The following is a 24,162-nucleotide window of genomic DNA, read 5'->3' as shown; positions in this document are numbered from 1 at the left end:
GGCGGGTAGCGGGAGCCCGTTCACAGGACCATGAGCAGGACGATGACGATCCAGATCGCAAGGCCGCCCCAGAATACCGTCGGCAGGCCGGCGATCTCCGCAGGCGGCGGGAAGCTGAACAGCGAGGGTGCCGCCGGGCGCGCGGCGGGGACGGGGACCGGGATCGCCTCCGGGGCGACGCCCGCGTCGGTCGCGACCCGCGCGGCGAAGCGGTCGAAGAACTGGTCGGCCATTGAGCGGGCGGTGCTGTCGATCAGCCGCGCGCCGAGTTGGGCCATCTTGCCGCCGACCTGGGCCTTCACGTCATAGGTCATCAGTGTGCCGGGCCCGTCATCGACGAGCTTCACGGTCGCGCCGCCCTTGGCGAAGCCGGCCACGCCGCCCTGGCCCTCGCCGGAGATCCTGTAGCCGTTCGGGGGGTCGAGGTCGGACAGCTGCACCTTGCCTGCGAAGCGGGCGTTCATCGGCCCGATCCGCAGGGCCACGCGGGCGGTCATCTCGGTGTCGCTCAGTTTCTCGATATGCTCGCAGCCCGGAATGGAGGCCTTCAGGACCTCGGGGTCGTTCAGGGCTTCCCAGACAGCCTGCCGCGGCGCGGGAATGCGCCGCTCGCCAGTCATTTCCATCGTGTCGTGTCCATCGCGTGGTGGGGGCGCGAAACGGCCCCGGGGCTCGCCGTGTCGGGCGACCTTACAGTCTGGGGCCAGCGCCGCAAAGCCCGGGAGGCACGTCTGCGCAGGGGGGATTTGCGGGGCCGTAACGGCGGGAGTATAGCGTCCCCGCCCCTCTGCTGTTCCTTCCCGGCGGTTCACGCATGAGCCTCAAGCCCTGGCTTTTCCTCGCCGCGCTCTGCGCCGGCGTGCTGCTTGCCGCGCCCGCGGAAGCGGCCGAGGTCGATGCCAGGACCCTCTCGCCCTGGTGGACGCTGCCCTTCGTGGGGGTGCTGCTGTCGATCGCGGTGGTGCCGCTGGTCAACGCGCATTTCTGGCACCGCTTCTATGGGCTCGTGATGCTCGGCTGGGCGCTTGCCTTCATCGTGCCCGCCGCCTCCGTGCTCGGCGTCGGCCCCGTGGCAGACCTCCTCATCCACACCGCGCTGCTCGAATACGTCCCCTTCCTGCTGCTTCTGTTCGCGCTGTTCACGACGGCGGGAGGGGTGCACATCGCAGGCACGCTGCGCGGCACGCCGGGCACCAACACGGCGATCCTCGCCCTCGGCACGGCGATCGCGAGCCTGACCGGCACAACTGGGGCGAGCATGCTTCTCGTGCGGCCCATCCTGCGCGCCAATGCCGGGCGGAAGCACCGCGTGCACACGATGGTCTTCTTCATCTTCCTCGTGTCGAACATCGGCGGTTGCCTCACCCCGCTGGGCGACCCGCCGCTGTTCCTGGGCTTCCTCAAGGGCGTGTCGTTCTTCTGGCCGACGGAACATCTCTTCGCGCCGCTGCTTCTCGCCTCCGCCGTGCTGCTCCTGGTCTACCACCAGATGGACAGCCGCTATTTCCGCCGCGAGCCGGACGAGATCCGCGACGAGAAGGGGCAGGTCGAGCCGCTGCGCATCCAGGGCGGCGTGAACATCCCGCTTCTCATGCTGGTCGTGCTCGTGGTCCTGATGGAGGGAACCTGGCACCCCGGCGCGGTGACCTTCCTCAAGCAGGAGCTCGCCATCGAGGTGGTGATCGGCGACTTCCTGATGATCGCGATCGCCCTCTACTCGATCTGGGTGACGCCTGCGCTGGTGCGCAACGCCAACGGCTTCACCTGGGGCGCGATGATCGAGGTGGCGAAGGTATTCGCCGCGATCTTCGTCACCATCATCCCCGCGATCGCCATCCTCAAGGCCGGGCGGGAAGGGGCGGCCGCGCCGCTGGTCGACCTCGTCACCCGCCCCGACGGAACCGCCATCCCGGCGATGTATTTCTGGATGACGGGGCTGCTCTCCTCCTTCCTCGACAACGCGCCGACCTACCTGATCTTCTTCAATCTCGCCGGAGGCGATGCGCAGGTGCTGATGGGCGAGGGGGCTGCGGTGCTCGCGGCGATCTCCGCCGGCGCGGTGTTCATGGGCGCCAACTCCTACATCGGCAACGCGCCGAACTTCATGGTGCGGGCCATCGCCGAGGAGCAGGGGGTGAAGATGCCCTCCTTCTTCGGCTATGTGGGGTGGGCGGCGGTCATCCTGCTGCCGCTCTTCGCCCTGATGACCGTTATATTCTTCCGCGGCTGAGCACGGAGGCCCCCATGCCCTATCTCGACCAGGCCGACCTTCCGACCGTCCACGCAGGGGAGCGTTTCCGCGCCCTGCTCGAGCGGCCGCAGATCCTCGAGATCCCCGGCGCGCATAACGGCATGGCGGGGCTCCTCGCGAAGAAGGCAGGCTTCGAGGCCCTCTACCTCTCGGGAGCGGCGATGACGGCCTCGATGGGCCTGCCCGATCTCGGCATCATCACGGTCGACGAGGCGTGCTTCTTCGTCCGCACCGTCGCGCGCGCGACGGGGCTTCCCATCCTCGTCGATGGCGACACGGGCTATGGCGGGGTGCTGAACGCCATGCACATGGTGCGGGCCTTTGAGGATGCGGGCGCCGCGGCGGTGCATCTCGAGGACCAGGACCTGCCGAAGAAGTGCGGCCACCTGAACGACAAGAAGCTCGTTGCCCCGGAGGAGATGGCGGCGAAGGTTGCGGCGGCGAAGCGCGCGGCGCGGCACCTCTTCGTCATCGCGCGCACCGATGCCGCAGGCGTCGAAGGCTTCGAGGCTGCGGTGTCGCGGGCGAAGCTCTATCGCGAGGCAGGGGCGGACGCGATCTTCCCCGAGGCACTGACGACCAAGGAGATGTTCGAACGCTTCGCCCGCGAGCTGCCGGGCGTGCCGCTTCTCGCGAACATGACCGAGTTCGGCCGGACGCCGTATTTCACTGCCGCCGAATTCGCCGCGATGGGCTACCGCATGGTGATCTGGCCCGTGTCGTCGCTCCGCGTCGCCGCCAAGGCGCAGGCCGCGCTCTACGCAGCGATCCGGCGCGACGGGGGCACGATGAACCATCTCGAGCACATGCAGACGCGGGCGGAGCTCTACGAGACGATCGGGCTCGCCAACTACGAGGCGCTTGACAGCTCCATTGTCGCGACCGTCGTGCCGCCCGATGTCCGCCACAAGGCGGCGGAGTAGTGCCCAGCCCGTGACGCCGCGGCTGATCGCGAGCGGGATCTATCGCGGCTCGACCTACGGGCCGAAGCATCCGCTTGCCATCCCGCGCGTTCCGGCAACCCTCGATCTCTGCGCCGCCCTCGGCTGGCTTCCCGAGGCGCAGGTGCTCGAGAGCCCGCGCGCGACGCCTGGTGAGCTCGCGCGCTTCCACGACCCCGCCTACGTCGCCGCACTCCAACGCGCGGAGGCAGACCAGGCGGTGGACGAGGCGACGCGCGCCCGCTTCGGCATCGGCGCGAACGGCAACCCGGTCTATCGGGAGGTGTTCCGCCGCCCCGCCACCGCCGCGGGCGGGACGATGCTCGCCGCGCGGCTGACGGCGGAGGCGGGCGGCGTCGTCTACAACCCCGGCGGCGGCACCCATCACGGCATGCCCGCACGCGCCTCGGGGTTCTGCTACGTCAACGATCCCGCGCTTGGCCTTCTCGCCTGGCGCGACGCGGGGCTCGGCCCGCTCCTCTATGTCGACATCGACGCCCATCACGGCGATGGCGTGGAGGCGGCCTTCGCCGACGACCCATCGGTGTTCACCCTTTCGGTGCACGAGGCGGGACGTTGGCCGGGAACCGGCGCGGTGGAGGACGTCCATGGCGGCGGGGCGATGAACATTCCCGTGCCGCGCGGCCTCAACGACAGCGAGATGCGGTTCATCCTCGAGGAGGCGATGCTTCCCGTCGTCGCTGCGCTGCGGCCGGCGGCGATCATGCTCCAGGGCGGGGCGGATGCGCTCGAGGAGGACCCGCTCGCCGCGCTCGCACTGTCCAACAACGCGCACTGGGCGGTGGTCGCCGCGCTGTCCAAAGCCGCGCCGCGCTTCGTGCTGCTCGGAGGCGGCGGCTACAACCCCTGGTCGGTCGCGCGTTGCTGGGCAGGGGCGTGGGCGACGCTGAACGGCTGGGAGATGCCCGACCGTTTGCCGCGCGACGCCGAAGCCGTGCTGCGGGCGCTGACGCTGAACCGCGCGTCCGGGCGAAACCCACCCGAGCACTGGTTCACCACGATCCGCGATGCGCCACGCGAAGGGCCGGTGCGCGGGGAGGTGCGGGCGGTGGTTACCCGGGCGATGGCGCTGTTCCGCCCGGCCATGCTATCGGCATTCGCATGACGCAGAGCATCTCCCGCCGCATCCTTGTCGGCTTTCTCGGGAGCCTGGCCGTGCCGGCCCGGGCACAGGAGCGCGCTCAGCCCGAACTGCCGAAGGCGCGGCTCGTCATCGTCACGCGCGAGGGCACGCGCCACGCGTTCATGGTGGAGATGGCGATCACGCCCGAGCAGCAGACGGTGGGGCTGATGTTCCGCCCTTCCGTGCCGCCCGATGGCGGCATGCTGTTCGACTGGGGAAGCCCGCGCGAGTCGACGATGTGGATGCGCAACACCATCGCCTCGCTCGACATGCTGTTCATCGCCGAGGACGGGCGCATCCATCGCATCGCCGAGCGTACGGTGCCGTTCTCGCTCGCCACCATCGCCTCCAACGGCCCGGTGCGCGCGACGCTCGAGCTTGCCGCCGGAACGGCAGAGCGCCTCGGCATACGCGTCGGCGACACGGTTCTGCATCCGATCTTCGGGAAGCAGCTCTGAGGCGCGCGGCCGCGCAGAACTCCGGGCGGCTGCGCTTCCAGATCAGCCCACCGTCTGGCTCTTGATGTCCTTCGGGGATTTCGTCAGCACTTCCGGCGTCTTGCCGACGACGACGGTGTCGTCCTGGCGGAAGCCGCCGACGCCCCAGAGATAGATCCCCGGCTCGCAGGAATACACCTCGCGCGCGACGAGCGGGCGGTGCAGGAAGGCCGTGTCGTCGGGGAACTCGTGGCCGAGCGTGCCCATGCCGTGGCCCGTGCGGTGCAGGATGTTCGCACCGAACCCGGCAGCCTCGATCACCCCTTGCGCTGCCGCATCGAAGGCCGAGACGGGGTTGCCCTCGACCAGCGCCTCGATCGCCGCCTCGTTCGCCGCGGTCGCCGCCTCGTACGCCTTCACCTGGATCTCGGAGGGCTTGCCGCAGAACCAGGTGCGCTCGTTCTCGACCACGAGCCCGTTGAGGCGGGGGATGACGATGTTGACGAGACCGTGTCCCTTCTGGATGCGCGCGCCCGCGGGCTGCCCGTCGCCGTGTGGGGCGCAGGAGGCGGGGCCCGACAGCGTCCAGCAGCGGATCTCGAGGTTCTGACCGGGGAAGCGGCGGCCGCCTTCCTCCGCCATCAGCGCCGCCATCGCCATGTCGAGCTCCTGGACGAGCCTTCCCTCGCGGATGTTCTCGCGGTAGCGGTCCTGCACCCAGTCCGACAGCGCGGCGGCCTCGCGCATCACGGCGAGCTCCTCCTCGCACTTCACGAAGCGGAGCGTGCGGCACTCGGCGGTCGCGGGAATGAGCTTGGCTTCGGGCAGCAGGGCGACTGCGCGGGCGAGCGGCCCGCCGCCGGCATCGGCGGCGATGCGCGCGCGATGCAAGCCCTTCGCCTTCAGCAGCTCCGCCACCAGCTCCGGCCACTGCGGATAGAGCGCGAGGCGCGAGCCCACGCGCGGATGCTCGGCGTACATCGTGATGTCATCGACCCACATGCGCTGCGCCTCGCGCGCGAAGCGGATGTGGTTGGTCGAGAGCTCGTGCATCACCGCGAAGGGCTCGCCATTGCGCGGGACGACGAGGACGATCGGCCGCTCCCACGTCTGCACGTCCGTGTGGAAGTTCGTGCCGAACTGGAAGAAGTCCGGCGTGACGAAGGCGATGGCGTCCCAGGCCATGCGGTCCATCAGCGCGTCCATCAGGCCGCGGCGATAGGTGAAGACGGTGCGGCTCAGGAATCCCATGCGTTTGTCCCTCGGTCAGCGGTTCACGAGCATCAGGTAGGCTGGCACGGCGAGCGCGGCGATGGTCTGCGCAAGCGGTATGTCAGCCTCCCGGTACCAGCCTGCCTCGTGCAGGAGGTTGATCGTACCGAGGCTGCGCCCGTTCCAGACGACGGGCACGTTCAGCACGCTCTCGCAGCCGAGAGACCGGATCAGCTCGTGGTCGAAGAACACCGCCTTCACGGCCTCGTAGTCGTTGCCGAGATAGGGGCGCTGCTGCCTCAGCACATGCTCGGTCCAGAAGGTCGGGTTCAGCGGCTTGCGTCCGCCGACGGGGTATTCCTTCGGATGGCTCGTCCAGAACCGCTCTGCCTCGCCGGTCACCTCGTGGCGGAGCAGCACGGTGAACAGGATGTGGCCGATCGTCGCCGCGCAGGCCTTCTCGATCGCGGCGAAGCTCGCCTCCGGCTGGCCGGGGGCGCGCACCGCCTCGGCGATGGCGGAGAGATGAGGGGCGGGGGTGTCGCGGCTCATGGCGTCGTATCCGGGATGGGGTGGCGCGGATGGTGCTCGGGGAACAGGCCCTTCGGCCGGTAGCGCAGCACGAGGATCAGCAGCGCCGCGATCATGAACTCGCGCACGGCGGCGACCTGAACGGCGGCCAGCCCCGGGATCTCGGCGACCACGAAGCGCGTGCCTTCCATGAAGGCGACGACCAGGGCCGCGCCGACCACCGCGCCGACATTCGAGCCCGTGCCCCCTGCGGTGAGCGCAAGCACGATGTAGATGGTGATCAGAGGCACGAAGCCTTCCGGCGCGATATAGGCGTTGTAGTGGCCGTAGAGCGCGCCCGCGAAGCCGGTGATCGCGGCGCCGATCGCGAAGGCCTCGGTCTTGAACCGCATCACCGGCTTGCCGGCTACCGCCGTCACTTGGTCGTCGTCGCGGATCGCGCGCAGGACGCGGCCATAGGGCGAGTGGCGGAGCCTCTGGCAGAGCAGGAACACCACGAGCAGCGCGAGGGCGACGAGGCCGAGATAGAGAAGGTTGAACGTCGCCGGCGCGACGTGGCCGCGAAACGGACCGGGGATGGCGCTGATCCCGTCCGTTCCGTTGGTGAAGCGGATCTCGTTCGAGGCGATGATCCGCACCACCTCGGAGAAGCCGAGCGTGACGATGGCGAGATAATCTCCCTTCAGCCGGGCGGTGATGCGCGCGACGAACGCGCCGGCGAGGCCGGAGACGAGCGTCGCGGCAAGCACGCCTGCCCAAATCGGCCAGGTGGCGTGCCGAACAGTCAGCAGCGCCGAGGTGTAGGCGCCGACCGCCATGAAGCCGACGAGACCGAGATTGATCATGCCGGTCATGCCCCAGATCACGTTCAGCCCGAGCGCCATCAGCCCGTAGAGCCCGGCGAACACGGCCATGGCGACGAGGTAGTTTTCCACGTCAGTAGGCCCTTTCGCCGAGGATGCCGCGTGGGCGGAAGGTGAGCACGACAAGGATCGCCACGAACCCCACCGCCGTGCGGTAGGAGGCATCGAGCACGAGAAGCGACAACTCCTCACCGATGCCGACGACCATCGCCCCGACGACTGCGCCCGGGATGCTTCCCAACCCGCCGACGACAGCTGCGGCAAACACGGTCAGCACCGCGCGGAAGCCCGTCAGCGGATCGATCGACGTATCGAGGCCGAGCAGCATGCCGCCCACCCCGACGAGCCCCATGCCGATGAGCGAGGCGAGGCGCGCCACCGTCTCTGCGTTGATGCCCTTGATCGAGGCGAGCATCGGGTTGTCCGCCACCGCTCGCATCATCTTCCCCGTGCGCGTGAAGGCGAGGAAGGTGAAGAGCGCCGCCATGACGACGACGCTGATCGCGGCATTCTCCACCTGCTGCGGCCCGACGCGCAGGAAGGCGAAGCCGAGGTCGAACCGCCAGTCGCGATAGACGGGCAGGTCATAGCCGCGCAGGTCGTTGCCGAAGACGAAGCGGATGACGTTCTCGAGCGCGATGGTCAGCGCCACGGCAGCGATCGCCGCCGCCATCGGCCCTGTCGCGGCCGAGGTGCGGCGAAGCGGCTTCAGCACATACTCGTCGCAGACGAGCCCGGAGATGGCCGGAACGATGAAGGCGACCGCAAGGCTCGGCAGGACCGGAAGGCCGAACCAGACATTGGCGACGAACCCCGCATAGGCGCCCATCGTGGCATGGCTCGCCACCGTGAAATTCGGGAAGCGCAACACAGCGTAGATGGCGGTGAAGCCGATGGCGGGCAGCGCCAGGATCGTGCCCACCACCAGGCCGTTGACGATGAGCTGCGGCAGCTCCTCGATCAGATGGGCGAGCACCGCGCGGTCAGGAGACGCGCACGGTCTTGAGCTTCGCACCCTCCGCCTGCTCGTAGCGGAACGGGCAGGTGAGGATGTCGCCCGTGTCGGTGAAGTCGCACGCCCCCGAGGCGCCCGCGTAGTTGATCTCGCGCCCGGCGGCGAGAAGCTTGAGGCCTTCCGTCACCTCCGTGACGCGCTCGCCGTCGCCCTGCGAGATCTTGCGCACGTTCTCGCGGATCGCATCGCCGGTCCACGCACCTGCCTTGGCGATGGCGAGCGCGGCGAGCGAGGCGTGGTCATTCGTCTGGCAGGAATAGGGGTCGGGGTCCTGGGTGCCGAGCAGCGTCTGCAGCCGCTTGAAGGCGGGGCTCTCCAGGTCGGGGGAGGGGGCCCAGGTGAAGGCGCCGTTGGTCACCTCCGCAGGCAGGCTGTCGAGTAGGCGCTGGTTGATCGCATAGGCCGGCGCGACCTTCCCGCCCGTCCAGCCCGCGCGGTAGAGCTCGCGCAGCAGGATCGTCACGTCAGGCGTGTAGCCGTTGAGGAAGATGAAGTCCGGCCGCGCCCGCAGCGCCTGGTCGACCTCGGAGCGGAACACCGTCTTGTCCTTGTCGTAGATCACCTGGTCGAGGAGCTGGCCGCCGTATTTCGGCATCTCGCGCTCGAGCACCTGGCGGTTCGTGAGTGCGAACGGCGTCTGCGCGGCGAGGATGAAGATGCGCTTCGCCCCCTGCGCGCCGAGGAACTCGGCGAGCTTGGAGATCTGCAGCGTCGAGTTCGGCTGGGTGCGGATGATGTAGCCGCGGTGTGGAAGCTGGGTGATGCTGTCGGCGCCGGAGACGGTGAACAGCATCGTCCGGCTTTCCCAGCAGAGGGGGGCGACGGCGGTGGTCACCGCGCTCGCCCAGGTGCCCATGATGGCCGAGACGCGGTCGACGTCGATCAGCTTGCGCGCGGCGCGCACGGCTGCGTCAGGGTTCGTCTGGCTGTCCTCGCCGTAGAGCTGGATGCGCCGGCCGGCAACGCCCCCCGCCGAATTGACGGCCTCGACGACGCCTTCGAGCGCCTTGCGCATGGCAGGCCCATAGGGGCCGCCGGCGCCGGTCAGCGGCGTCAGCGTGCCGAGGCGGATCGGCTCGGCCTGGGCGCGCACGACGGCGGGGGCGAGAAGGGGCGAAAGGGCGAGGCCCGCGGCAAGCGCGCGGCGCGTGAGGCGGTTCGGCATCGGTCGTCTCCCGTTGCGAATTGGCATCAGCATGACGCGGTTTCAGCCGCCGAGGAAGATGCGCCGCACGTCGGGGTCGGCCGCGAGCGCCGCTGCCTCCCCCTCCCGGGCGTTCCTGCCGTCGACCAGGATCACGCCTCGCGTCGCGATCGACAGCGCCTCGAGCGCGTTCTGCTCGACCATGGCGATGGCCGTGCCTTCGGCGTGGATCGAGCGGATCGTGTCGAACAGCTTCTCGGCGGCGATCGGTGAGAGCCCTGCGGAGGGCTCGTCGAGCAGCAGGAGCTTGGGCGCGACCATCAGGGCCATCGCCATCGCCAGGATCTGCCTCTGCCCGCCGGAGAGGGTGCGCGCGGCCTGGCGTCGCTTCTCGGCGAGGATGGGGAAGCGGGCGAAGATCGCCTCGATGCGCTGGCGGGTTTCCTTCGGCTGCACGAACCCGCCCATCTCGAGGTTCTCGCGCACCGACATGGTGGGAAACACGTTCGCCTCCTGCGGCACGAAGGCAAGGCCGGCCGCGCAGATCTCCCGCGCCGGCCGCCCCGCGATCGCCTCGCCGTCGAGCGCGATCGTGCCGGAGGACGGCTTGAGGATGCCGGCGATGGCCTTCAGGAGCGTGGACTTGCCGGCTCCGTTCGGCCCGATGATCGCCACCACCTCATGCGGCGCGACGGTGAGGTCGACGCCCTTCAGGATCATGTCGGCCGCGGCGTAGCCCGCGACGACGCCGCGCGCCTCGAGAAGCCAGCCGCTCATGCCGAAGGCTGGGCGAGATGCCCGGCGCGGCGGCCCATATAGGCCTCCTGCACGGAATGGTCAGCCGCGATGGCGGTGAAGGCCCCTTCGGTGAGCTTGCGCCCTTCCGCCATCACGATCACCGGGTCGCAGAGCCTGGCGATCGCGTCCATGTGGTGCTCGATGATCAGGAAGGTGATCCCCTCGTCGCGCAACGACAGAAGGTGCTCGCCGATCTGGGCCGATAAGGTCGGGTTCACCCCCGCGATCGGTTCGTCGAGCATGATCATCCTCGGGTCGGTCATCAGCGCGCGGCCGATCTCCAGAAGCTTCTTCTGCCCGCCCGAGAGGTCGGAGGCCGGATTGTTCGCGACGCGGAGCAGGTTCAGCCGCCGCGCCGTGGCGATGGCCCGCTCGCGCAGCTCCTCCTCCCGCTTCCCCCAGGCACCGAACAGCGCCACGGGCAGGCTCTCGCCGGGCTGGTGCGCACCATAGAGCATCAGGTTCTCGAGCACGGAGAGGCGCGGGAATCCGCGCGCGATCTGGAAGGTGCGCACGAGTCCCGCGCGGGTGATCGCATCGGGCCGCCAGCCGGTAATGTCGGTGCCGTCGAAGCGCACCGTGCCGCGATCGGGCGGAACGAGGCCGGAGATCACGTTGAAGGCCGTGGTCTTGCCGGCACCGTTCGGGCCGATCAGCCCGGTTATGGTGCCGGAGGCGACGTCGAGATCGAGCCCATCGATGGCGCGGACGCCGTAATAGGCGCGCGACAGATCGTGAACCTCGAGAAGCGGCATCAGGGGCGGAACCGTCGCATGGCGCAACGGTAGGGCGGGCGCCATCGCTGCGCAATCGGGAGACGTTTGACGCGGCAGGCGGGGCTGCTAAGGAAGGCTCGGACCGAATGTGAAATACGAGGACAGCGCGTGATCCTGCTCAAGAATGCCCGCATCGTCGACGGCTCCGCCCCCGCGCCGTCCGACCCCGTATCCATCCTGATCGAGGGCGGCACGATCCGCGAGGTCGGGGCGAACGTCGCCTCGCTGTCCGGCGGCGACGTGCTCGATCTCGGCGGGCGGACGCTGATGCCCGGGCTGATCGACGCGCATGTTCATGTCGTCGCCTGCAACGCCAATCTCGGCATCAACGCATCGCTGCCCGACGCGCTGGTCGCGCACCGCTCGGCCAAGATCATGCACGCGATGCTGATGCGCGGCTTTACCACCGTGCGCGATGTCGGCGGGGCGACGCACCCGTTGCGCATGGCGCGCGACGAGGGGCTGTTCGACGCCCCCCGCCTCAACATCTCCGGCAAGGCGCTGAGCCAGACCGGCGGGCACACGGATTTCCGCGGCCGGTTCGAGGACAGACCGCAGCCGCACTGGCGGCTCGGCGCGATGGGCCGGATCTGCGACGGCGTGCCCGAGCTCCGCCGCGCCGCCCGCGAGGAGATCAAAAACGGCGCCGACTTCATCAAGATCATGGCCAATGGCGGCGTCGCCTCGCCGACCGACCCGATCCACTTCCTCGGCTTCTCGCGCGAGGAGATCACCGCCGTGGTCGAGGAGGCGCGCAACGCCGGCACCTATGTCGCCGCGCATCTCTACACCGACGAGGCGATCGCGCGGGCCGTCGAATGCGGCGTGCACAGCCTCGAGCACTGCAACCTGATCACGCCGGCAACGGCGCGGGCCGCCGCCGCCGCGGGCTGCTTCGCGGTGCCGACGCTCGTGACCTACGAGGCGCTCGCCAACGAGGGCGCGTCGATGGGCTTCCCCCCCGACAGCGTCGCCAAGATCGAGACCGTTCGCGGCGCGGGAATGAAGAGCCTCGAGATCATCAAGGAGGCCGGGCTGCCGATGGCCTTCGGCACCGACCTCCTGGCCGAGATGCACCGCCACCAGTCCGAGGAGTTCGTGATCCGCGGCCGCGTTCTGCCGGCGCAGGAGGTGATCGCCTCGGCCACCTTCGGTGCGGCGAAGCTGCTGCGCATGGAGGGCAGGATCGGCTGCATCGCGCCTGGCGCCCATGCGGACCTCGTGGTGGTGGACGGCAATCCGCTCGCCGACCTCGCGCTGCTGACGCGCCAGGGCGCGCACATGCCCGCGATCATGCTCGGCGGGCGGTTCGTCAAGAACACGCTCTGACTAGGGACGGGAAGAAGGGGACGAGAGATGACGAAGATGGATCGACGCACGGTTCTCGGCGCGGGCGCGGCCGGCCTCGCGCTGACCGCCATGCCTGTCGCCGCCAATGCCCAGGCTGCCACGTTCCGCGTCGGCGCGCTGAACCCGGTCACGGGCGTCGGCAGCCCCTATGGCAGCGGCATGCAGAAGATGATCATTGCCGCCGCGGAGGAGATCAACGCCGCGGGCGGCGCAGGCGGGCGCCGGATCGAGGTGTTCTCCGAGGACACGCAGACCTCGCCCCAGGCGGCCGTGCTCGCGGCGAAGAAGCTGATCGAGGTGAACAACGTCCGCGCCATCGTCGGTACCTGGTCGTCCGGCGTGTCGCTCGCCGTCGTTCCGCTGACGAACGATGCGGGCATCCTGCTGCTGAACACCTCCGGTGCCCCGGCCCTGTCGGTTCCGCCGGCGAACGCGAAGGGCCTGTCCTACCGCTTCCAGGCGACGAATGACCGCTTCGGCAGGGCCTTCGCCGAGATCGCGACCCGCGAGGGATTCAAGCGCGCAGCGACCATGGCGTTCAACAACGCCTCCGGCATCGGCAACACCGAGGGCTTCAAGAAGGCCTGGGAGGCGAAGGGCAACCGCGTTGTCGCCGAGGTCGTCTACGAGCCGAACCAGCCCTCCTACCGGGCCGAGCTGCAGCGCGTCCTCGCCGCGCGTCCGGACGTGATCGTCACCGGCTCCTACCTCGCCGACACCACGATCATCCTTCGCGAATGGTTCCAGACGGGCGAGACCACGCGCTGGATCATCCCAGGCTGGGCGGCGAACCCGCAGCTGATCCAGGCCCTCGGGGCGGAGGTGACGGAGGGGATCATCTCGGTCGACAGCGTCTCGAACGAGAATGCCGCCTCCTTCGCGCATTACGATGCCGTGCACCGGCGGGCGACGAACCAGCCGGGGCTGAGCAACGTCTACGCCGCGATGACGTGGGACATGATGATCTGTCTCGGCCTCGCGATGGAGGCTGCGGGCCCGAACGCCGATGTCGCGGCGATCAACGCGAAGATGCGCGAGGTAGCCAACCCGCCCGGCGAGGAGGTATTCACCTTCGCCGCAGGCAAGGCCGCGCTCGCGGCCGGGCGAAAGATCAACTACCAGGGCGCCTCGTCGGTTCTCGACTTCGACCAGCACGGCGACGTGACGCCCGATTTCGGCGCCTACTTCATCGCCAAGGGCCAACTCGAGCGGCGCTACATCGTGTCGATCTGAGGGGCGAGGGGCGGCGAGCGCGCCGCCCCGTTTCCCATGGTGTTCTGGGTCGAACTCCTGATCGCCGGGGTCGTCTCCGGCCTCGTCATCGGGCTCGTCGCGCTCGCGATCACGCTCGTCTTCGGCATCGCGCGCTTTCCCAATGCCGCGACCGGCGACACGATGACACTCGGCGCGTATGGCGCGCTCGCGGGCCACGCGGCGACGGGCTCGCTCCTGCTCGGCGGCGCGCTCGGCGCGCTCGGCGGCGCAGTGACGGGGCTCGCTGCCTACGCGCTGGTCTTCCGAAGGCTTTCGGGTCGCTCGACCGTCGCTCTGCTCGTCGCCTCCATCGGCATCGGCTTCATCCTTCGCGCGGGGCTCGCGCTCGCCTTCGGCCATACGCAGCAGGTGTTCCAGGCGCCGCTGGTGCGGCCCTGGCGCTTCGAGGGGGTGCGCATCCACCCCAATGATCTGAGGCTCGCCGCCACGGCCGCCTTCGCGCTGGCAGTAGTGTTCGCGACCCTCTACCTCACCCCGATCGGACGCCGCATGCGCGCGGTGGCGGATGACCCTGCGCTTGCCCGCGTCTGCGGCATATCGCCTGTCCGCGTGATGGTGGCGCTGTGGCTGCTCGCCGGCGCGGTGGCAGGAATTGCCGGGGTGATTCTGGGCATGCGCACCGTGGTCGCGCCTGAGATCGGCTGGGACATGCTTCTGCCAGGCTTCGCCGCCGCCATCCTCGGCGGCATCGGCAGCCCCGTGGGTGCGGTGGTGGCGGGGCTGATCATCGGCATCGCGCAGGAGATGGCCACCCCCGTCGTCGGCTTCACCTACAAGATCGCGCTCGCCTTCGTGGTGATGCTGTTCGTCCTGCTCGTGCGCCCACGCGGGCTGTTCGGGCGCGTCGAGGGGGTGCGCTGATGGAGGCCTATCTCGCTGCCATCGCCGCCATCGCGCTGATCTACGTGCTGCTCGCGCTCGGTCTCACGCTGCATTACGGGCTGACGGGGCTGATCAATTTCGGCCATGTCGGGTTCTTCTGCATCGGCGCCTATGCCGCGGCGATCCTCTCCACGAAGGGGGGAATGCCGATCGCAGTCGGCTTCGTCGCCGCCGCGGTTCTTGCCGGCCTCGCGGCCTGGCCGATCGGGCTCGTCTCGCTTCGGCTGCGCGACGACTATTTCGCCATCGTCACCCTCGGCTTCTCCGAGACGGTGCGCCTCGTCGTCACCTCCGAGCGCTGGCTGACCAACGGGGTGCAGGGCATTCCCGGAATCCCCCGCCTGTTCGAAGGCCTCGGCGTCGGCATGCCTTCGGCGCTCGCGATCGTGGGCGTGCTCCTTGCGGTGAACGCGGCGGCGATCTGGCTGTTCTTCCGCCTGGTGAAGAGCCCGTTCGGGAGGATGATCGAGGCGATCCGCGACAACGAGGAAGCGGTGCGCGCGCTCGGCAAGGACCCCGCGCGCTTCAAGATCCGCGTGCTCGTCCTCGGCGCGGCGCTCGCCGGAATCGCAGGCGCCTTCTACGCGCACTACATCGGCTACGTGGTGCCCGACCAGTTCATCCCGCTCGTGACCTTCTATGTGTGGATGGCGATCATCATGGGCGGGGTGGGACGCATCTCCGGCGCGGTCGTCGGCGCGGCGCTTCTCATGCTGTTCCTCGAGGGCAGCCGCTTCCTGCGTGACGTCGTGCCGTTCATCTCCGCGGTCGACATGGCCTCGGTGCGCATCGGCGCAGTGGGGCTCGCGCTCGTGCTCTTCACCATGTTCCGCCCGCAGGGGCTGATGGGCGACTACACGCGCCGATGACGCTCACGCTCTCCTCCCTCACCAGGTCGTTCGGCGGCTTCCGCGCCGTCGATAGCGTGAGCTTCTCCGTCGACGAAGGTGGACTCGTCGGTGTGATCGGGCCGAACGGCGCCGGCAAGTCGACGCTGTTCTCGCTCATCAGCGGCTTCCTCGCGCCGGATTCCGGGACGGTCAGCCTGTTTGGGGAGGACATAACCCGCCTGGCGGCGCATGAGCGGGCGCGGCGGGGCATGGTGCGCACCTTCCAGGTGCCGCGCGAGTATGCCCACCTCACGGTGCGCGAGAACCTTCTCGCCGCCGTGCCGGGGCAGAGCGGCGAGACGTTGCGCGGCCTCTTCCTCCGTCCGGCAGCGGTGCGCGCCGAGGAGCAGACCGCGCGTGCGCGCGTTGCCGATGCGATCGGGTTCCTGCGGCTCTCGCCGGTGGCCGAGACGCCCGCGGGCCGGCTCTCGGGAGGGCAGAAGAAGCTCCTCGAGCTTGGCCGCGCGCTGATGACGAACCCGAAACTGATCCTTCTCGACGAGCCCTTCGCCGGCGTGAACCCGGTGCTCGTGGCAGCCCTGTCCGACCACATCCGCACGCTGAACGGACGCGGCATCGGCTTCCTGATCATCGAGCATGACCTGCCTGCGCTGACCCGCCTCGTCTCGACGCTGCACGTGATGGATCGCGGCCGCATCATCGCCTCCGGCGCGCCCGAGGCCGTGCTGTCCGCGCCGGAGGTGCGGGAAGCCTATCTGGGCGGCGTGTCGTGACGCTTCTCGCCGTCGAGCACCTCTCGGGCGGCTACGGCGAGGTCGACATCCTCACCGGCATCGACCTCGTCCTGGCACGGGGCGAGATCCTCACCGTCGCAGGCACGAATGGTGCGGGGAAATCGACGCTCGCCAAGGCTCTCGTCGGGCTCCTGCCGCGCGTCTCGGGGCGCATTCTCTTCGAGGGCGAGGACATCACCGCGGCGCCGACGGAGGCACGCGCGCGCCTCGGGATCGGCTACGTGCCGCAGGTGGCGAACGTGTTTCCATCGCTCTCCGTCGTCGAGAATCTCGAGGTGGTCGAGGGCGTGGCGGCGCCGCGCGCGCGCATCGCCGAGCTGTTCGACACGTTTCCCGCGCTCGCGCAGCGCCGACGCGCGCGGGCGGGCTCGCTGTCCGGCGGCGAGAGGCAGATGCTGGCCTTCGCGCGCGCGCTGATGACGCGGCCGCGGCTGATGGTGCTCGACGAGCCCACGGCGGCGCTCGCCCCGGCCCTGGTGGCGGAGGCCTTCGCGCGCATCCGCGGCCTGCCCGCACTCGGCGCCGCCGTCCTGCTGATCGAGCAGCGCGCGCGGCAGGCGCTGGCCATCTCCGACCGCGGCGCCGTCCTTGATGGCGGCCGCGTCGCGCTCGAGGGTACGGCCCAGACGCTGCTCGCCGATGACCGCGCCGCCGCGCTCTATCTCGGCCAAGCGCATTGAGGGCGGCGCATTGATGCCGGCGCACTGATGCCGGCGCACTGGGCGCGCATCACCGCTCGAGCCAGGCGATAGCACCGCGCCCCGCCGCGACGCCCGTGGCGAAGCAGGCCTGAAGCAGGTACCCGCCCGTCGGCGCCTCCCAGTCCAGCATCTCCCCGCAGGCGAAGACACCGGGACAGCGGCGAAGCATGAAGTGCGCGTCGAGCTCGCCCGCCACGATGCCGCCAGCCGACGAGATCGCGCGGTCAAGTCCCGTCGTCGCCGTGACCGACACCGGTACGGCCTTGACCAGCGCGGCGAGATCATCCGCCCGCGCTCCGGAATGGACCGCTTCCTGCACCAGCGCGATCGCGACACGTGAAAGGCCGGCAGACTTGCGGAGGAAGGTCGAGAGGGACTGGCCGCGGCGCGGCGCGGCAAGACGCGTGGCGAGCGCCTCGCGGGCGAGGTCAGGGCGAAGGTCGATCGCGAACGTGGCACTCCCATGCTCGGCGACAGCCTCGCGGAGCGGCGCGGAGAGCGCGTAGACAGCGCCGCCCTCGATCCCCGCTTCGGTGATCACCGCCTCGCCGCGCACCATATGCTCGCCGAACGACAGGGCGATTCGCTTGAGCGGAGCGCCCGCATGGCGTTGTCGCAGATGCGCAGACCACGCCACGACGAAGCCGCAATTCGCTGGCCGGAGCGGCGAGACTGCGACGCCGGGAAGCAGCGCCGGCCAGGTGCCTTCCGAGCCGAGGCGGGGCCAGGAGGCGCCCCCCAGGGCGAGGACCGTCGCGCGCGGCCGAAGCGTGACGGCTCCGGCGGGCGCTTCGAATCGGAGCGTGCCGTCCGCCTCCCGCCCCACCCAGCGATGGCGCGTGGCGATGGTGACGCCGAGGCCGGCGAGGCGGGCGAGCCACGCGCGCAGCAGCGGCGAAGCCTTCATCGCGCGCGGAAACACCCGCCCGCTCGAGCCCGTGAACATCTCCTGCCCAAGCCCCTCTGCCCATGCGACGAGGGCCGATGGCGGGAAGGCCTCGACAGCCGGTGCGAGCCAGGCGCGCGCCGCTCCGTAACGGTCAAGGAACGAGGCGAGCGGTTCGCTGTGCGTGAGGTTCAGCCCGCCGCGGCCGGCGATGAGAAGCTTCCGCGCGACGGACGGCATGCGCTCGAACACGGCGACGCTGCGGCCTGCGGAGGCGATCGTCTCCGCTGCCATCAGCCCGGTCGGGCCAGCCCCGATCACCGCGACATCGATGCGTCCCACCGGCGCATCATGCACCGGTGTGGCGCGTCAGTCGCGGCCGGGAATCCGCACCGCCTCGACCTCGATGGCGGAGTAGTAAGCGACGAGCGCTAGGATCTGCTCGTCCGTCAGCCCCTCTGCGGCGATGCTCATCTGCTCCTGCCTGCGCGTGCCGTCGCGATAGGCGCGAAGCTGCGCGACCAGGTACTCCTCGGGCTGGCCGCCGATGTTCGGCGCGTTCGCCTGCTTCGAAAGCCCGTCCATCCCGTGGCAGGCCTGGCAGGAGCGGGCGGCCAGGAGACGGCCGGCCCGCCAGTCCCCCGCCTGCGCGAGGGCAGGCACTACGGGAACGAGGCTGGCCGCGACCGACGCGGCCAGCCCCAATAGGACCCGGGCGATCACCGCCGGAAGGAGATGCGGTAGATCGCCCCCGCCGTGTCGTCGCTGACGAGCAGGCTGCCATCGGGCAGCTGCGCGACATCGACGATGCGGCCGTAGTACTCGCCCGTCTCGTCATCGAGCCATCCGGAAGCGAAAACCTCCGGCTCGCCCGCCATGCCCGAGCCGTCGGGCTTCATCGGGGTGAACATCACCCGTGCGCCGACGGGTGTGGTGCGGTTCCAGCTTCCGCGCTGGGCGCTGAACAGCCCGCCGCGATACCGCTCGGGGAACATCGTGCCGGTATAGAAATGGAGACCGAGATCGGCAGCATGCGCGACCATCTCGGCCTCCGGGTGCCGCACTTCGGGAAGCTGCGCGTCCGCCGTGTCCTTGTACTCGACGGTGCGCACGCGGCCGCCGCCGAAATAGGGATGGCCGAAATGCTGGCCCGCCGCGGTCGCGCGGTTTATCTCGCCCGGCGGCTGGTCATCACCCATGCCGTCGACCTGATTGTCGGTGAACCAGAGCTCTCCGGTGCGCGGGTTGAACGTGATGCCGACGCTGTTGCGCACGCCGCGTGCGAACACCTCGCGGTTCTGCCCGTCGCGGTCCATGCGGACGATCCCGCCAATGCCGACGCGGTTGTAGAGCTCGAGCTTGTTCGGGGGGGCAACGTTGAACGGCTGGCCGAGCGAGACGTAGAGCTTGTTGTCCGGCCCGACGCGGCAGACGCGATGGCCGTGGTTGAAGCTCTCTTCTTCGCGCGGGATCAGGTTGCCCTGCTCGACGACCGTGCCCACCGCGACGTCCGGCCCCTCGAAGAAGAACTCGGCGGCGGGGAAGACGAGAACGCGGTTGTGCTCGACGACGTAGAGGAAGCCATCGGGGCTGTAGCAGGGGTTCGGCTGGGTGAACCGCACGGCGGGGGCGAAGCGCTTCACCTCGTCGGCCACCCGGTCCTTGTCGCGGTCGACCACCACCCACATCTGCGTCTTGCGCGTTCCGACGAAGACGTTGGCGTTGTTACGCGTCACCGCCATGTGGCGCGCGTCCGGCACGACGGCGTAGAGCTCGATCTGGAAGCCCTGCGGCAGCTTGATGCGCTCGAGGTTGCGCCGGATCTGGTCCGCCCGCCGCCCTGTCTGCGGCACCGTCTCGAGGTCGAGGGACTGGCCCGTCGTCTGGAAGTTCTGCATGCGCTGCAGCGCCTGCGCGTCGCTCTGCGGCTGCTGCGCGGCAACCGTGGTGCCGACCAGCAGGGCCATCGCCGAGCCGAGAAGCATCGAACGCATTGGATGTTCTCCCCACGCGGTTCGGTCCCGCTGGGTGAGCGGGGGGCCGCCGCATTGTTGATTGGCTGGCCGAGGATGCGGCCGCAACGAGTGTGCGCGGGCGAGCCCTCGCGTCTCAAGCGAAATCATCCCGGTTCTTGACGCATCGCGCGTGGCGGCGAGGCACGTCGCATCACGTCAGCGTGCGTCTCACCGCGTCGCGCCACACGTCGTAGCGCCGCGCCCGTTCCGCCTCGTCCATGCGGGGGAGGAAGCGCCGGTCGAGTGCCCAGGTGTCGGCGAAAGCCTCCGGCCCCTCGAACAGCCCGGCATCGAGCCCGGCGAAATAGGCAGCGCCCAGCGCGGTGGTTTCCTGCACGCGCGGGCGATCGACGGGGCAGGCGAGCATGTCGGCGAGGAACTGCATCGTCCAGTCGCTCGCGGTCATCCCGCCATCCACGCGCAGCACCATCTCCGATGCCTCCGCCCCCCAGTCCGCCCGCATGGCCTCGACGAGGTCGCGCGTCTGGAGGGCGACGCTCTCGAGCGCGGCGCGGGCGAGCTCCGCTCGCGTCGTGCCGCGCGTCAGGCCGAAGATCGCCCCGCGCGCCTCTGCGTCCCAGTAGGGAGCGCCGAGGCCCACGAAGGCGGGAACAAGCGTCACGCTCTGTCCGGGGTCTGCTTCCTCCGCGAGGCGGCCGGTCTCGGCCGCGTGCGCGATCAGGCCCAACCCATCGCGTAGCCACTGGACGGCAGCGCCCGCGACGAAGATCGCGCCTTCGAGCGCGTAGCTTCGGCGACCCTTCCGCTGCGCGGCGATGGTCGTCAGAAGCCGGTGCGAGGAGACAACGGGCGTCTCGCCAGTGTTGATCAGCGCGAAGCAGCCCGTGCCGTAGGTCGATTTCACCATGCCCGGCGCGAAGCAGGCCTGGCCCGCGAGCGCTGCCTGCTGGTCGCCCGCGATGCCCCGGATGGCGATCGCCGCACCCAGGTGCCTCGCCTCCGCCGTGCCGAACAGCCCCGCCGTGTCGCGCACCTGCGGAAGGATCGCGCGCGGGATGCGGAACAGGCGCAGCATCTCCTCGCTCCAGCTCCCGCTGCGGATGTCGAGGAGAAGGCTGCGCGAGGCGTTCGTCGCGTCAGTCGCATGCACCGCGCCGCCGGTCAGCCGCCAGAGCAGGAAGCTGTCGACCGTCCCGAAGGCGAGCCTTCCAGCTTCGGCCGCCTTGCGCGCACCGGGCACCGTGTCGAGCAGCCAGGCGATCTTGGTCGCCGAGAAGTAGGGGTCGACAAGAAGGCCGGTCGTTGCCGAGACGGCTTCCTCCGCACCCTCTGCGCGCAACGCCGCGCAGGCGGCCGCGGTGCGGCGATCCTGCCAGACGATCGCGTTGTGGATCGGCCGTCCCGTTGCGCGGTCCCACAGGACGGTCGTCTCGCGCTGGTTGGTGATGCCGATCGCAGCGATGTCGGATGCCTCGAGCGCGGCATTGCGGATGGCCGCACGGCAGGTGGCGAGAACGCTGCGCCAGATCGCCTCCGCGTCGTGCTCCACCCAGCCCGGCTCGGGGTAGATTTGGCCGAACTCCTCCTGCGCGATGCCTTTCACGGTCGCGCGCGTGTCGAACACTATGGCGCGGGAGGAGGTGGTTCCCTGGTCGATCGCGAGGATGTGGCCGGGTGCGCTCATGCCGCGATGGTCTCCGCCATGGACTCGCCGAGCGAGGTGACGAGCGCGTCGAACCCGTCGGCGGCGAAGCCGCCGCCCGGAAGCGGCGCGCGCCCCCGTCCAGCCTGCTGCGTCGCGCTGGCGCGCAGGCAGGTGGGGCTGCAGGTTCTCGAGCGCGTGCTCGGCGAGGCGCCTGTAGGTAGTGATCTTGCCGCCGAACACGCTGAGCAGGGCGGGCTGGCCCGAAGGGGCGTCGAGGGCGAGCACGTAGTCGCGCGTCGCCTCCTGTGCGGCGGAAGCGCCGTTGTCATAGAGCGGCGGACGCCGGAACATGTCCACACCACATCCGCCGGCGTCACGGGCCGCTTGAGATAGGCGCTCCCCGCCCGGCAGAGATAGGCGATCTCGTCGCCGCTCGCGGCGACCGAGCTCGGGGCGCCCGTCCAGTCGCGATCGGTCGTGCCGATCAGGGTCAAATCGCCCTCGTAGGGAATGGCGAACACGTTGCGGCTGTCGGTGTTCTGGAAGATGTAGCAGTGGTCATGCGCAAACAGGCGGGGCACTACGACGTGGCTTCCCTGAACGAGCCGGACGGCGGCAGGTGCATTCGCGTGCACCACGCCCGCGGGCACCTCGGCGACCCAGGGGCCGGCGGCGTTGACGACGGTGCGGGCACGGATCGTTCTGCATCCGTTCCCATCCTCGGCGGCGAGCGTGAGCGTCCAGGCGCCGTCCTCGCGCGTGGCAGAGAGGCAACGCGTGCGCGTCTCGATAACCGCGCCCCTGGCGACGGCATCGCGCGCGTTGAGCACGGCCAGCCTGCTGTCCTCGACCCAGCAATCGGAATACTCGAAGCCCTTCGCGAAGCCCGGCTGCAGCGGCCCGCCGGCTGGGTCGCCGCGGAGGTCGAGCACCTCCGTGCCGGGCAGAAGCGGCCGGCCGCCGAACCGGTCGTAGAGGAAGAACCCGAGCCGAAGCATCCAGGCAGGGCGCAGGCCCTGGTGGTGCGGTAGCACGAAGCGCAGCGGCCAGATGATGTGCGGCGCGATGCGCCACAGCACCTCGCGCTCCTCGAGCGCCTCGCGCACGAGGCGGAAGGCGTAATGCTCGAGGTAGCGCAGGCCGCCGTGGATCAGCTTTGTCGAAGCGGAGGAGGTGGCCCCGCCGAGATCGCCCTGCTCGACCAGATGGACGGAGAGGCCGCGCCCGGCCGCGTCGCGCGCGATGCCTGCGCCGTTGATGCTGCCGCCGATGATGGCGAGATCGACGATGCCTTCGCTGGCCACGCGCGCTCCTTTCCGTTCGCGCCGCGACGCTACGGCGTAGGGGCAGGATACGTCCAGGGGGCCGGATGGACCGGGCCCGCCCTCGGTGACAGAGTGCGCCCATGCCGAGCGACGCCGCCACCCCAGCCATGACCCGTCCCGTCACTTCCGACACCATCGTCGCGACAGATGCACCGCCGATCCCGGCCGCGCGGTCCTGGGCCGCGCGTTACGATGGAAGCGCAGGCCCACCGATCGACCTCACCCAGGCGGTTCCCGGCTATCCGCCGCACCCTCGGTTGCTCGAGCGGCTCGCGGCCGCCGCGGCGACGCGCGAGGCGGCAGGCTACGGGGCGATCCTCGGCGACGCGGCGCTCCGCGAGGCGCTGGCATCCGACATCGGCTCCGCCTACGGCGCAGAGATCGGCGCCGACAGCATCGCCATCACCGCAGGCTGCAACCTCGCCTTCGCGATGACGATGGCGACGATCGCCGCGCCCGGCGAGGCGGTGCTGCTGCCTGCGCCGTGGTACTTCAACCACCGCATGGCGCTCACCATGCACGGCGTCGAGGCGGTGCCGCTTCCCTGCCGCGCGGAGGACGGGTTCGTACCCGACCCTGACCGTGCCGCGGCGCTGCTTCGCCCCGGCATCCGCGCCATCGTCCTCGTCAGTCCGAACAACCCGACGGGCGCGATCTACCCGCCGGAGACGATCGCGCGCTTTGCCGCGCTTGCCCGTGCACGCGGCCTCTGGCTCGTCGTCGACGAGACCTATCGCGACTTCCTGCCCGGTGCCGCGCCGCCGCACGCGCTGTTCGCCGACCCCGCCTGGGGCGAGCATCTCGTGCATCTCTACTCGTTCTCCAAGGCCTATTGCGTGCCAGGGCATCGCGTCGGCGCGGTGGCGGCGGGGGCGGGCTTCATGGGCGAGTTCGCCAAGGCGGTCGACACGCTGCAGATCTGCGCGCCGCGCCATGCCCAGGCCGCACTCACCTGGGCGATCGGGGCACTGAAGCCCTGGCGCGACGACAACCGCGCCATCATGGCGGGACGGGCGGAGGCGTTCCGCACCGCGCTCTCCGCAACCCCTGCGTGGCGCATCGACGCGCTCGGCGGCTACTTCGCCTATCTCCGCCTGCCCGAGCGTGCGCCCGATGGCGTTGCGATGGCCGAGCGCCTCGCTGCGGAGCAGGGGCTTCTCGTCCTCCCCGGCCCGTTCTTCGGCCCAGGGCAGGAGCGGTATCTCAGGCTCGCCTTCGCCAATGCAGATGAGGCGGCGATCGCAGCCGTGCCGGAAAGGCTAGCCGCAGCGGAGCGTTGACGGCAACCGTTCCGGAGGCGCATATACCGCCAACGGCGCCGGTCGCGGGCGCGCCGTCAGACGTGCCGATCACGTCCAAGCCTGC

General features: G+C 69.9%; 24 protein-coding genes. 11 read left to right on the top strand and 13 right to left on the bottom strand.

What is annotated here, in order from left to right; genetic code table 11:
- Positions 1 to 20: 20 nt before the first annotated feature.
- Positions 21 to 626, bottom strand: coding sequence for an SRPBCC family protein (locus FIF60_RS00260; RefSeq protein ID WP_144182618.1), 606 nt, complete (start codon positions 624 to 626; stop codon positions 21 to 23).
- Between the two features lie 188 nt (positions 627 to 814).
- On the opposite strand from FIF60_RS00260, the gene FIF60_RS00255 reads away from it, so the two are divergent.
- From FIF60_RS00255 to FIF60_RS00240, 4 genes are read left to right on the top strand one after another with little or no spacing between them, the layout of a single operon-like run.
- Entirely contained in the window at positions 815 to 2,230 is a 1,416-nt protein-coding gene (locus tag FIF60_RS00255; RefSeq protein ID WP_144182616.1) for a sodium:proton antiporter, read from the top strand.
- A gap of 14 nt (positions 2,231 to 2,244) precedes the next feature.
- The gene (prpB, locus tag FIF60_RS00250) at positions 2,245 to 3,174 is read left to right on the top strand and encodes a methylisocitrate lyase (RefSeq protein ID WP_144182614.1); all 930 of its coding nucleotides are present in this window, start codon (positions 2,245 to 2,247) and stop codon (positions 3,172 to 3,174) included.
- Positions 3,175 to 3,184: 10 nt separating this feature from the next.
- Positions 3,185 to 4,318, top strand: a complete 1,134-nt coding sequence (locus tag FIF60_RS00245) for an acetoin utilization protein AcuC (protein WP_239451418.1) — start codon at positions 3,185 to 3,187, stop codon at positions 4,316 to 4,318.
- Complete coding sequence (locus FIF60_RS00240; RefSeq protein ID WP_144182610.1) at positions 4,315 to 4,794, top strand: DUF192 domain-containing protein; 480 nt, start codon at positions 4,315 to 4,317, stop codon at positions 4,792 to 4,794. Before FIF60_RS00245 ends, FIF60_RS00240 begins: the two co-directional genes overlap by 4 nt.
- Before the next feature lie 42 nt (positions 4,795 to 4,836).
- Here FIF60_RS00240 and FIF60_RS00235 read toward each other — a convergent pair whose 3' ends face one another.
- Genes FIF60_RS00235 through FIF60_RS00205 form a run of 7 tightly spaced genes read right to left on the bottom strand, consistent with a single transcriptional unit; the run spans position 4,837 to position 11,091 of the window.
- On the bottom strand, positions 4,837 to 6,024 hold the full coding sequence (locus tag FIF60_RS00235; protein ID WP_144182608.1) for a M24 family metallopeptidase: 1,188 nt from the start codon (positions 6,022 to 6,024) through the stop codon (positions 4,837 to 4,839).
- 15 nt (positions 6,025 to 6,039) lie between these two features.
- Positions 6,040 to 6,537, bottom strand: a complete 498-nt coding sequence (locus FIF60_RS00230; RefSeq protein WP_144182606.1) for a GAF domain-containing protein — start codon at positions 6,535 to 6,537, stop codon at positions 6,040 to 6,042.
- Positions 6,534 to 7,451, bottom strand: coding sequence for a branched-chain amino acid ABC transporter permease (locus FIF60_RS00225; protein ID WP_144182604.1), 918 nt, complete (start codon positions 7,449 to 7,451; stop codon positions 6,534 to 6,536). The genes FIF60_RS00230 and FIF60_RS00225 overlap by 4 nt, the downstream gene beginning before the upstream one ends.
- A gap of 1 nt (position 7,452) precedes the next feature.
- Positions 7,453 to 8,355, bottom strand: a complete 903-nt coding sequence (locus FIF60_RS00220) for a branched-chain amino acid ABC transporter permease (protein ID WP_144182602.1) — start codon at positions 8,353 to 8,355, stop codon at positions 7,453 to 7,455.
- 7 nt (positions 8,356 to 8,362) lie between these two features.
- Positions 8,363 to 9,559 (bottom strand): ABC transporter substrate-binding protein, encoded by a 1,197-nt coding sequence (locus tag FIF60_RS00215; protein ID WP_144182600.1) that lies wholly within the window; start codon positions 9,557 to 9,559, stop codon positions 8,363 to 8,365.
- Positions 9,560 to 9,601: 42 nt separating this feature from the next.
- The gene (locus FIF60_RS00210) at positions 9,602 to 10,315 is read right to left on the bottom strand and encodes an ABC transporter ATP-binding protein (RefSeq protein WP_144182598.1); all 714 of its coding nucleotides are present in this window, start codon (positions 10,313 to 10,315) and stop codon (positions 9,602 to 9,604) included.
- Positions 10,312 to 11,091, bottom strand: coding sequence for an ABC transporter ATP-binding protein (locus tag FIF60_RS00205; protein ID WP_144182596.1), 780 nt, complete (start codon positions 11,089 to 11,091; stop codon positions 10,312 to 10,314). Before FIF60_RS00205 ends, FIF60_RS00210 begins: the two co-directional genes overlap by 4 nt.
- Positions 11,092 to 11,220: 129 nt before the next feature.
- On the opposite strand from FIF60_RS00205, the gene FIF60_RS00200 reads away from it, so the two are divergent.
- The 6 genes from FIF60_RS00200 to FIF60_RS00175 are packed head-to-tail and all read left to right on the top strand — an operon-like array spanning position 11,221 to position 16,944.
- On the top strand, positions 11,221 to 12,441 hold the full coding sequence (locus tag FIF60_RS00200; RefSeq protein ID WP_144182594.1) for a metal-dependent hydrolase family protein: 1,221 nt from the start codon (positions 11,221 to 11,223) through the stop codon (positions 12,439 to 12,441).
- Positions 12,442 to 12,468: 27 nt separating this feature from the next.
- Positions 12,469 to 13,695 carry an ABC transporter substrate-binding protein gene (locus tag FIF60_RS00195; protein WP_144182592.1) on the top strand — a complete coding sequence of 409 codons (1,227 nt, stop codon included), beginning with the start codon at positions 12,469 to 12,471 and terminating at the stop codon, positions 13,693 to 13,695.
- Positions 13,696 to 13,731: 36 nt separating this feature from the next.
- Positions 13,732 to 14,598, top strand: coding sequence for a branched-chain amino acid ABC transporter permease (locus FIF60_RS00190; protein WP_144182590.1), 867 nt, complete (start codon positions 13,732 to 13,734; stop codon positions 14,596 to 14,598).
- Positions 14,598 to 15,488 (top strand): branched-chain amino acid ABC transporter permease, encoded by an 891-nt coding sequence (locus tag FIF60_RS00185; RefSeq protein WP_144182588.1) that lies wholly within the window; start codon positions 14,598 to 14,600, stop codon positions 15,486 to 15,488. The genes FIF60_RS00190 and FIF60_RS00185 overlap by 1 nt, the downstream gene beginning before the upstream one ends.
- On the top strand, positions 15,485 to 16,243 hold the full coding sequence (locus tag FIF60_RS00180) for an ABC transporter ATP-binding protein (RefSeq protein ID WP_144182586.1): 759 nt from the start codon (positions 15,485 to 15,487) through the stop codon (positions 16,241 to 16,243). The genes FIF60_RS00185 and FIF60_RS00180 overlap by 4 nt, the downstream gene beginning before the upstream one ends.
- Complete coding sequence (locus tag FIF60_RS00175) at positions 16,240 to 16,944, top strand: ABC transporter ATP-binding protein (protein ID WP_144182584.1); 705 nt, start codon at positions 16,240 to 16,242, stop codon at positions 16,942 to 16,944. Before FIF60_RS00180 ends, FIF60_RS00175 begins: the two co-directional genes overlap by 4 nt.
- Before the next feature lie 49 nt (positions 16,945 to 16,993).
- Here the strand turns inward: FIF60_RS00175 and FIF60_RS00170 are convergent, their stop codons facing one another.
- From FIF60_RS00170 to glpD, 5 genes are all read right to left on the bottom strand, one after another.
- Entirely contained in the window at positions 16,994 to 18,193 is a 1,200-nt protein-coding gene (locus FIF60_RS00170) for a TIGR03862 family flavoprotein (RefSeq protein WP_275426695.1), read from the bottom strand.
- Between the two features lie 27 nt (positions 18,194 to 18,220).
- Complete coding sequence (locus FIF60_RS00165; protein ID WP_204251037.1) at positions 18,221 to 18,574, bottom strand: c-type cytochrome; 354 nt, start codon at positions 18,572 to 18,574, stop codon at positions 18,221 to 18,223.
- Entirely contained in the window at positions 18,571 to 19,845 is a 1,275-nt protein-coding gene (locus FIF60_RS00160) for a PQQ-dependent sugar dehydrogenase (RefSeq protein ID WP_239451417.1), read from the bottom strand. Before FIF60_RS00160 ends, FIF60_RS00165 begins: the two co-directional genes overlap by 4 nt.
- A 172-nt stretch (positions 19,846 to 20,017) precedes the next feature.
- A complete protein-coding gene (glpK, locus tag FIF60_RS00155) occupies positions 20,018 to 21,511 on the bottom strand; it encodes a glycerol kinase GlpK (RefSeq protein WP_144182582.1) in 1,494 nt (497 codons plus the stop codon).
- On the bottom strand, positions 21,508 to 22,776 hold the full coding sequence (gene glpD / locus FIF60_RS00150) for a glycerol-3-phosphate dehydrogenase (RefSeq protein WP_239451416.1): 1,269 nt from the start codon (positions 22,774 to 22,776) through the stop codon (positions 21,508 to 21,510). The genes glpK and glpD overlap by 4 nt, the downstream gene beginning before the upstream one ends.
- Positions 22,777 to 22,904: 128 nt before the next feature.
- Here glpD and FIF60_RS00145 point away from each other — a divergent pair, with 128 nt between their 5' ends.
- Positions 22,905 to 24,077 (top strand): aminotransferase, encoded by a 1,173-nt coding sequence (locus FIF60_RS00145; protein WP_239451415.1) that lies wholly within the window; start codon positions 22,905 to 22,907, stop codon positions 24,075 to 24,077.
- Positions 24,078 to 24,162 lie beyond the last annotated feature (85 nt).

This window comes from Elioraea rosea, assembly GCF_007644105.1.
GTDB lineage: Bacteria > Pseudomonadota > Alphaproteobacteria > Acetobacterales > Acetobacteraceae > Elioraea_A > Elioraea_A rosea.
This window is presented reverse-complemented; position numbering and strand designations above follow the sequence as displayed.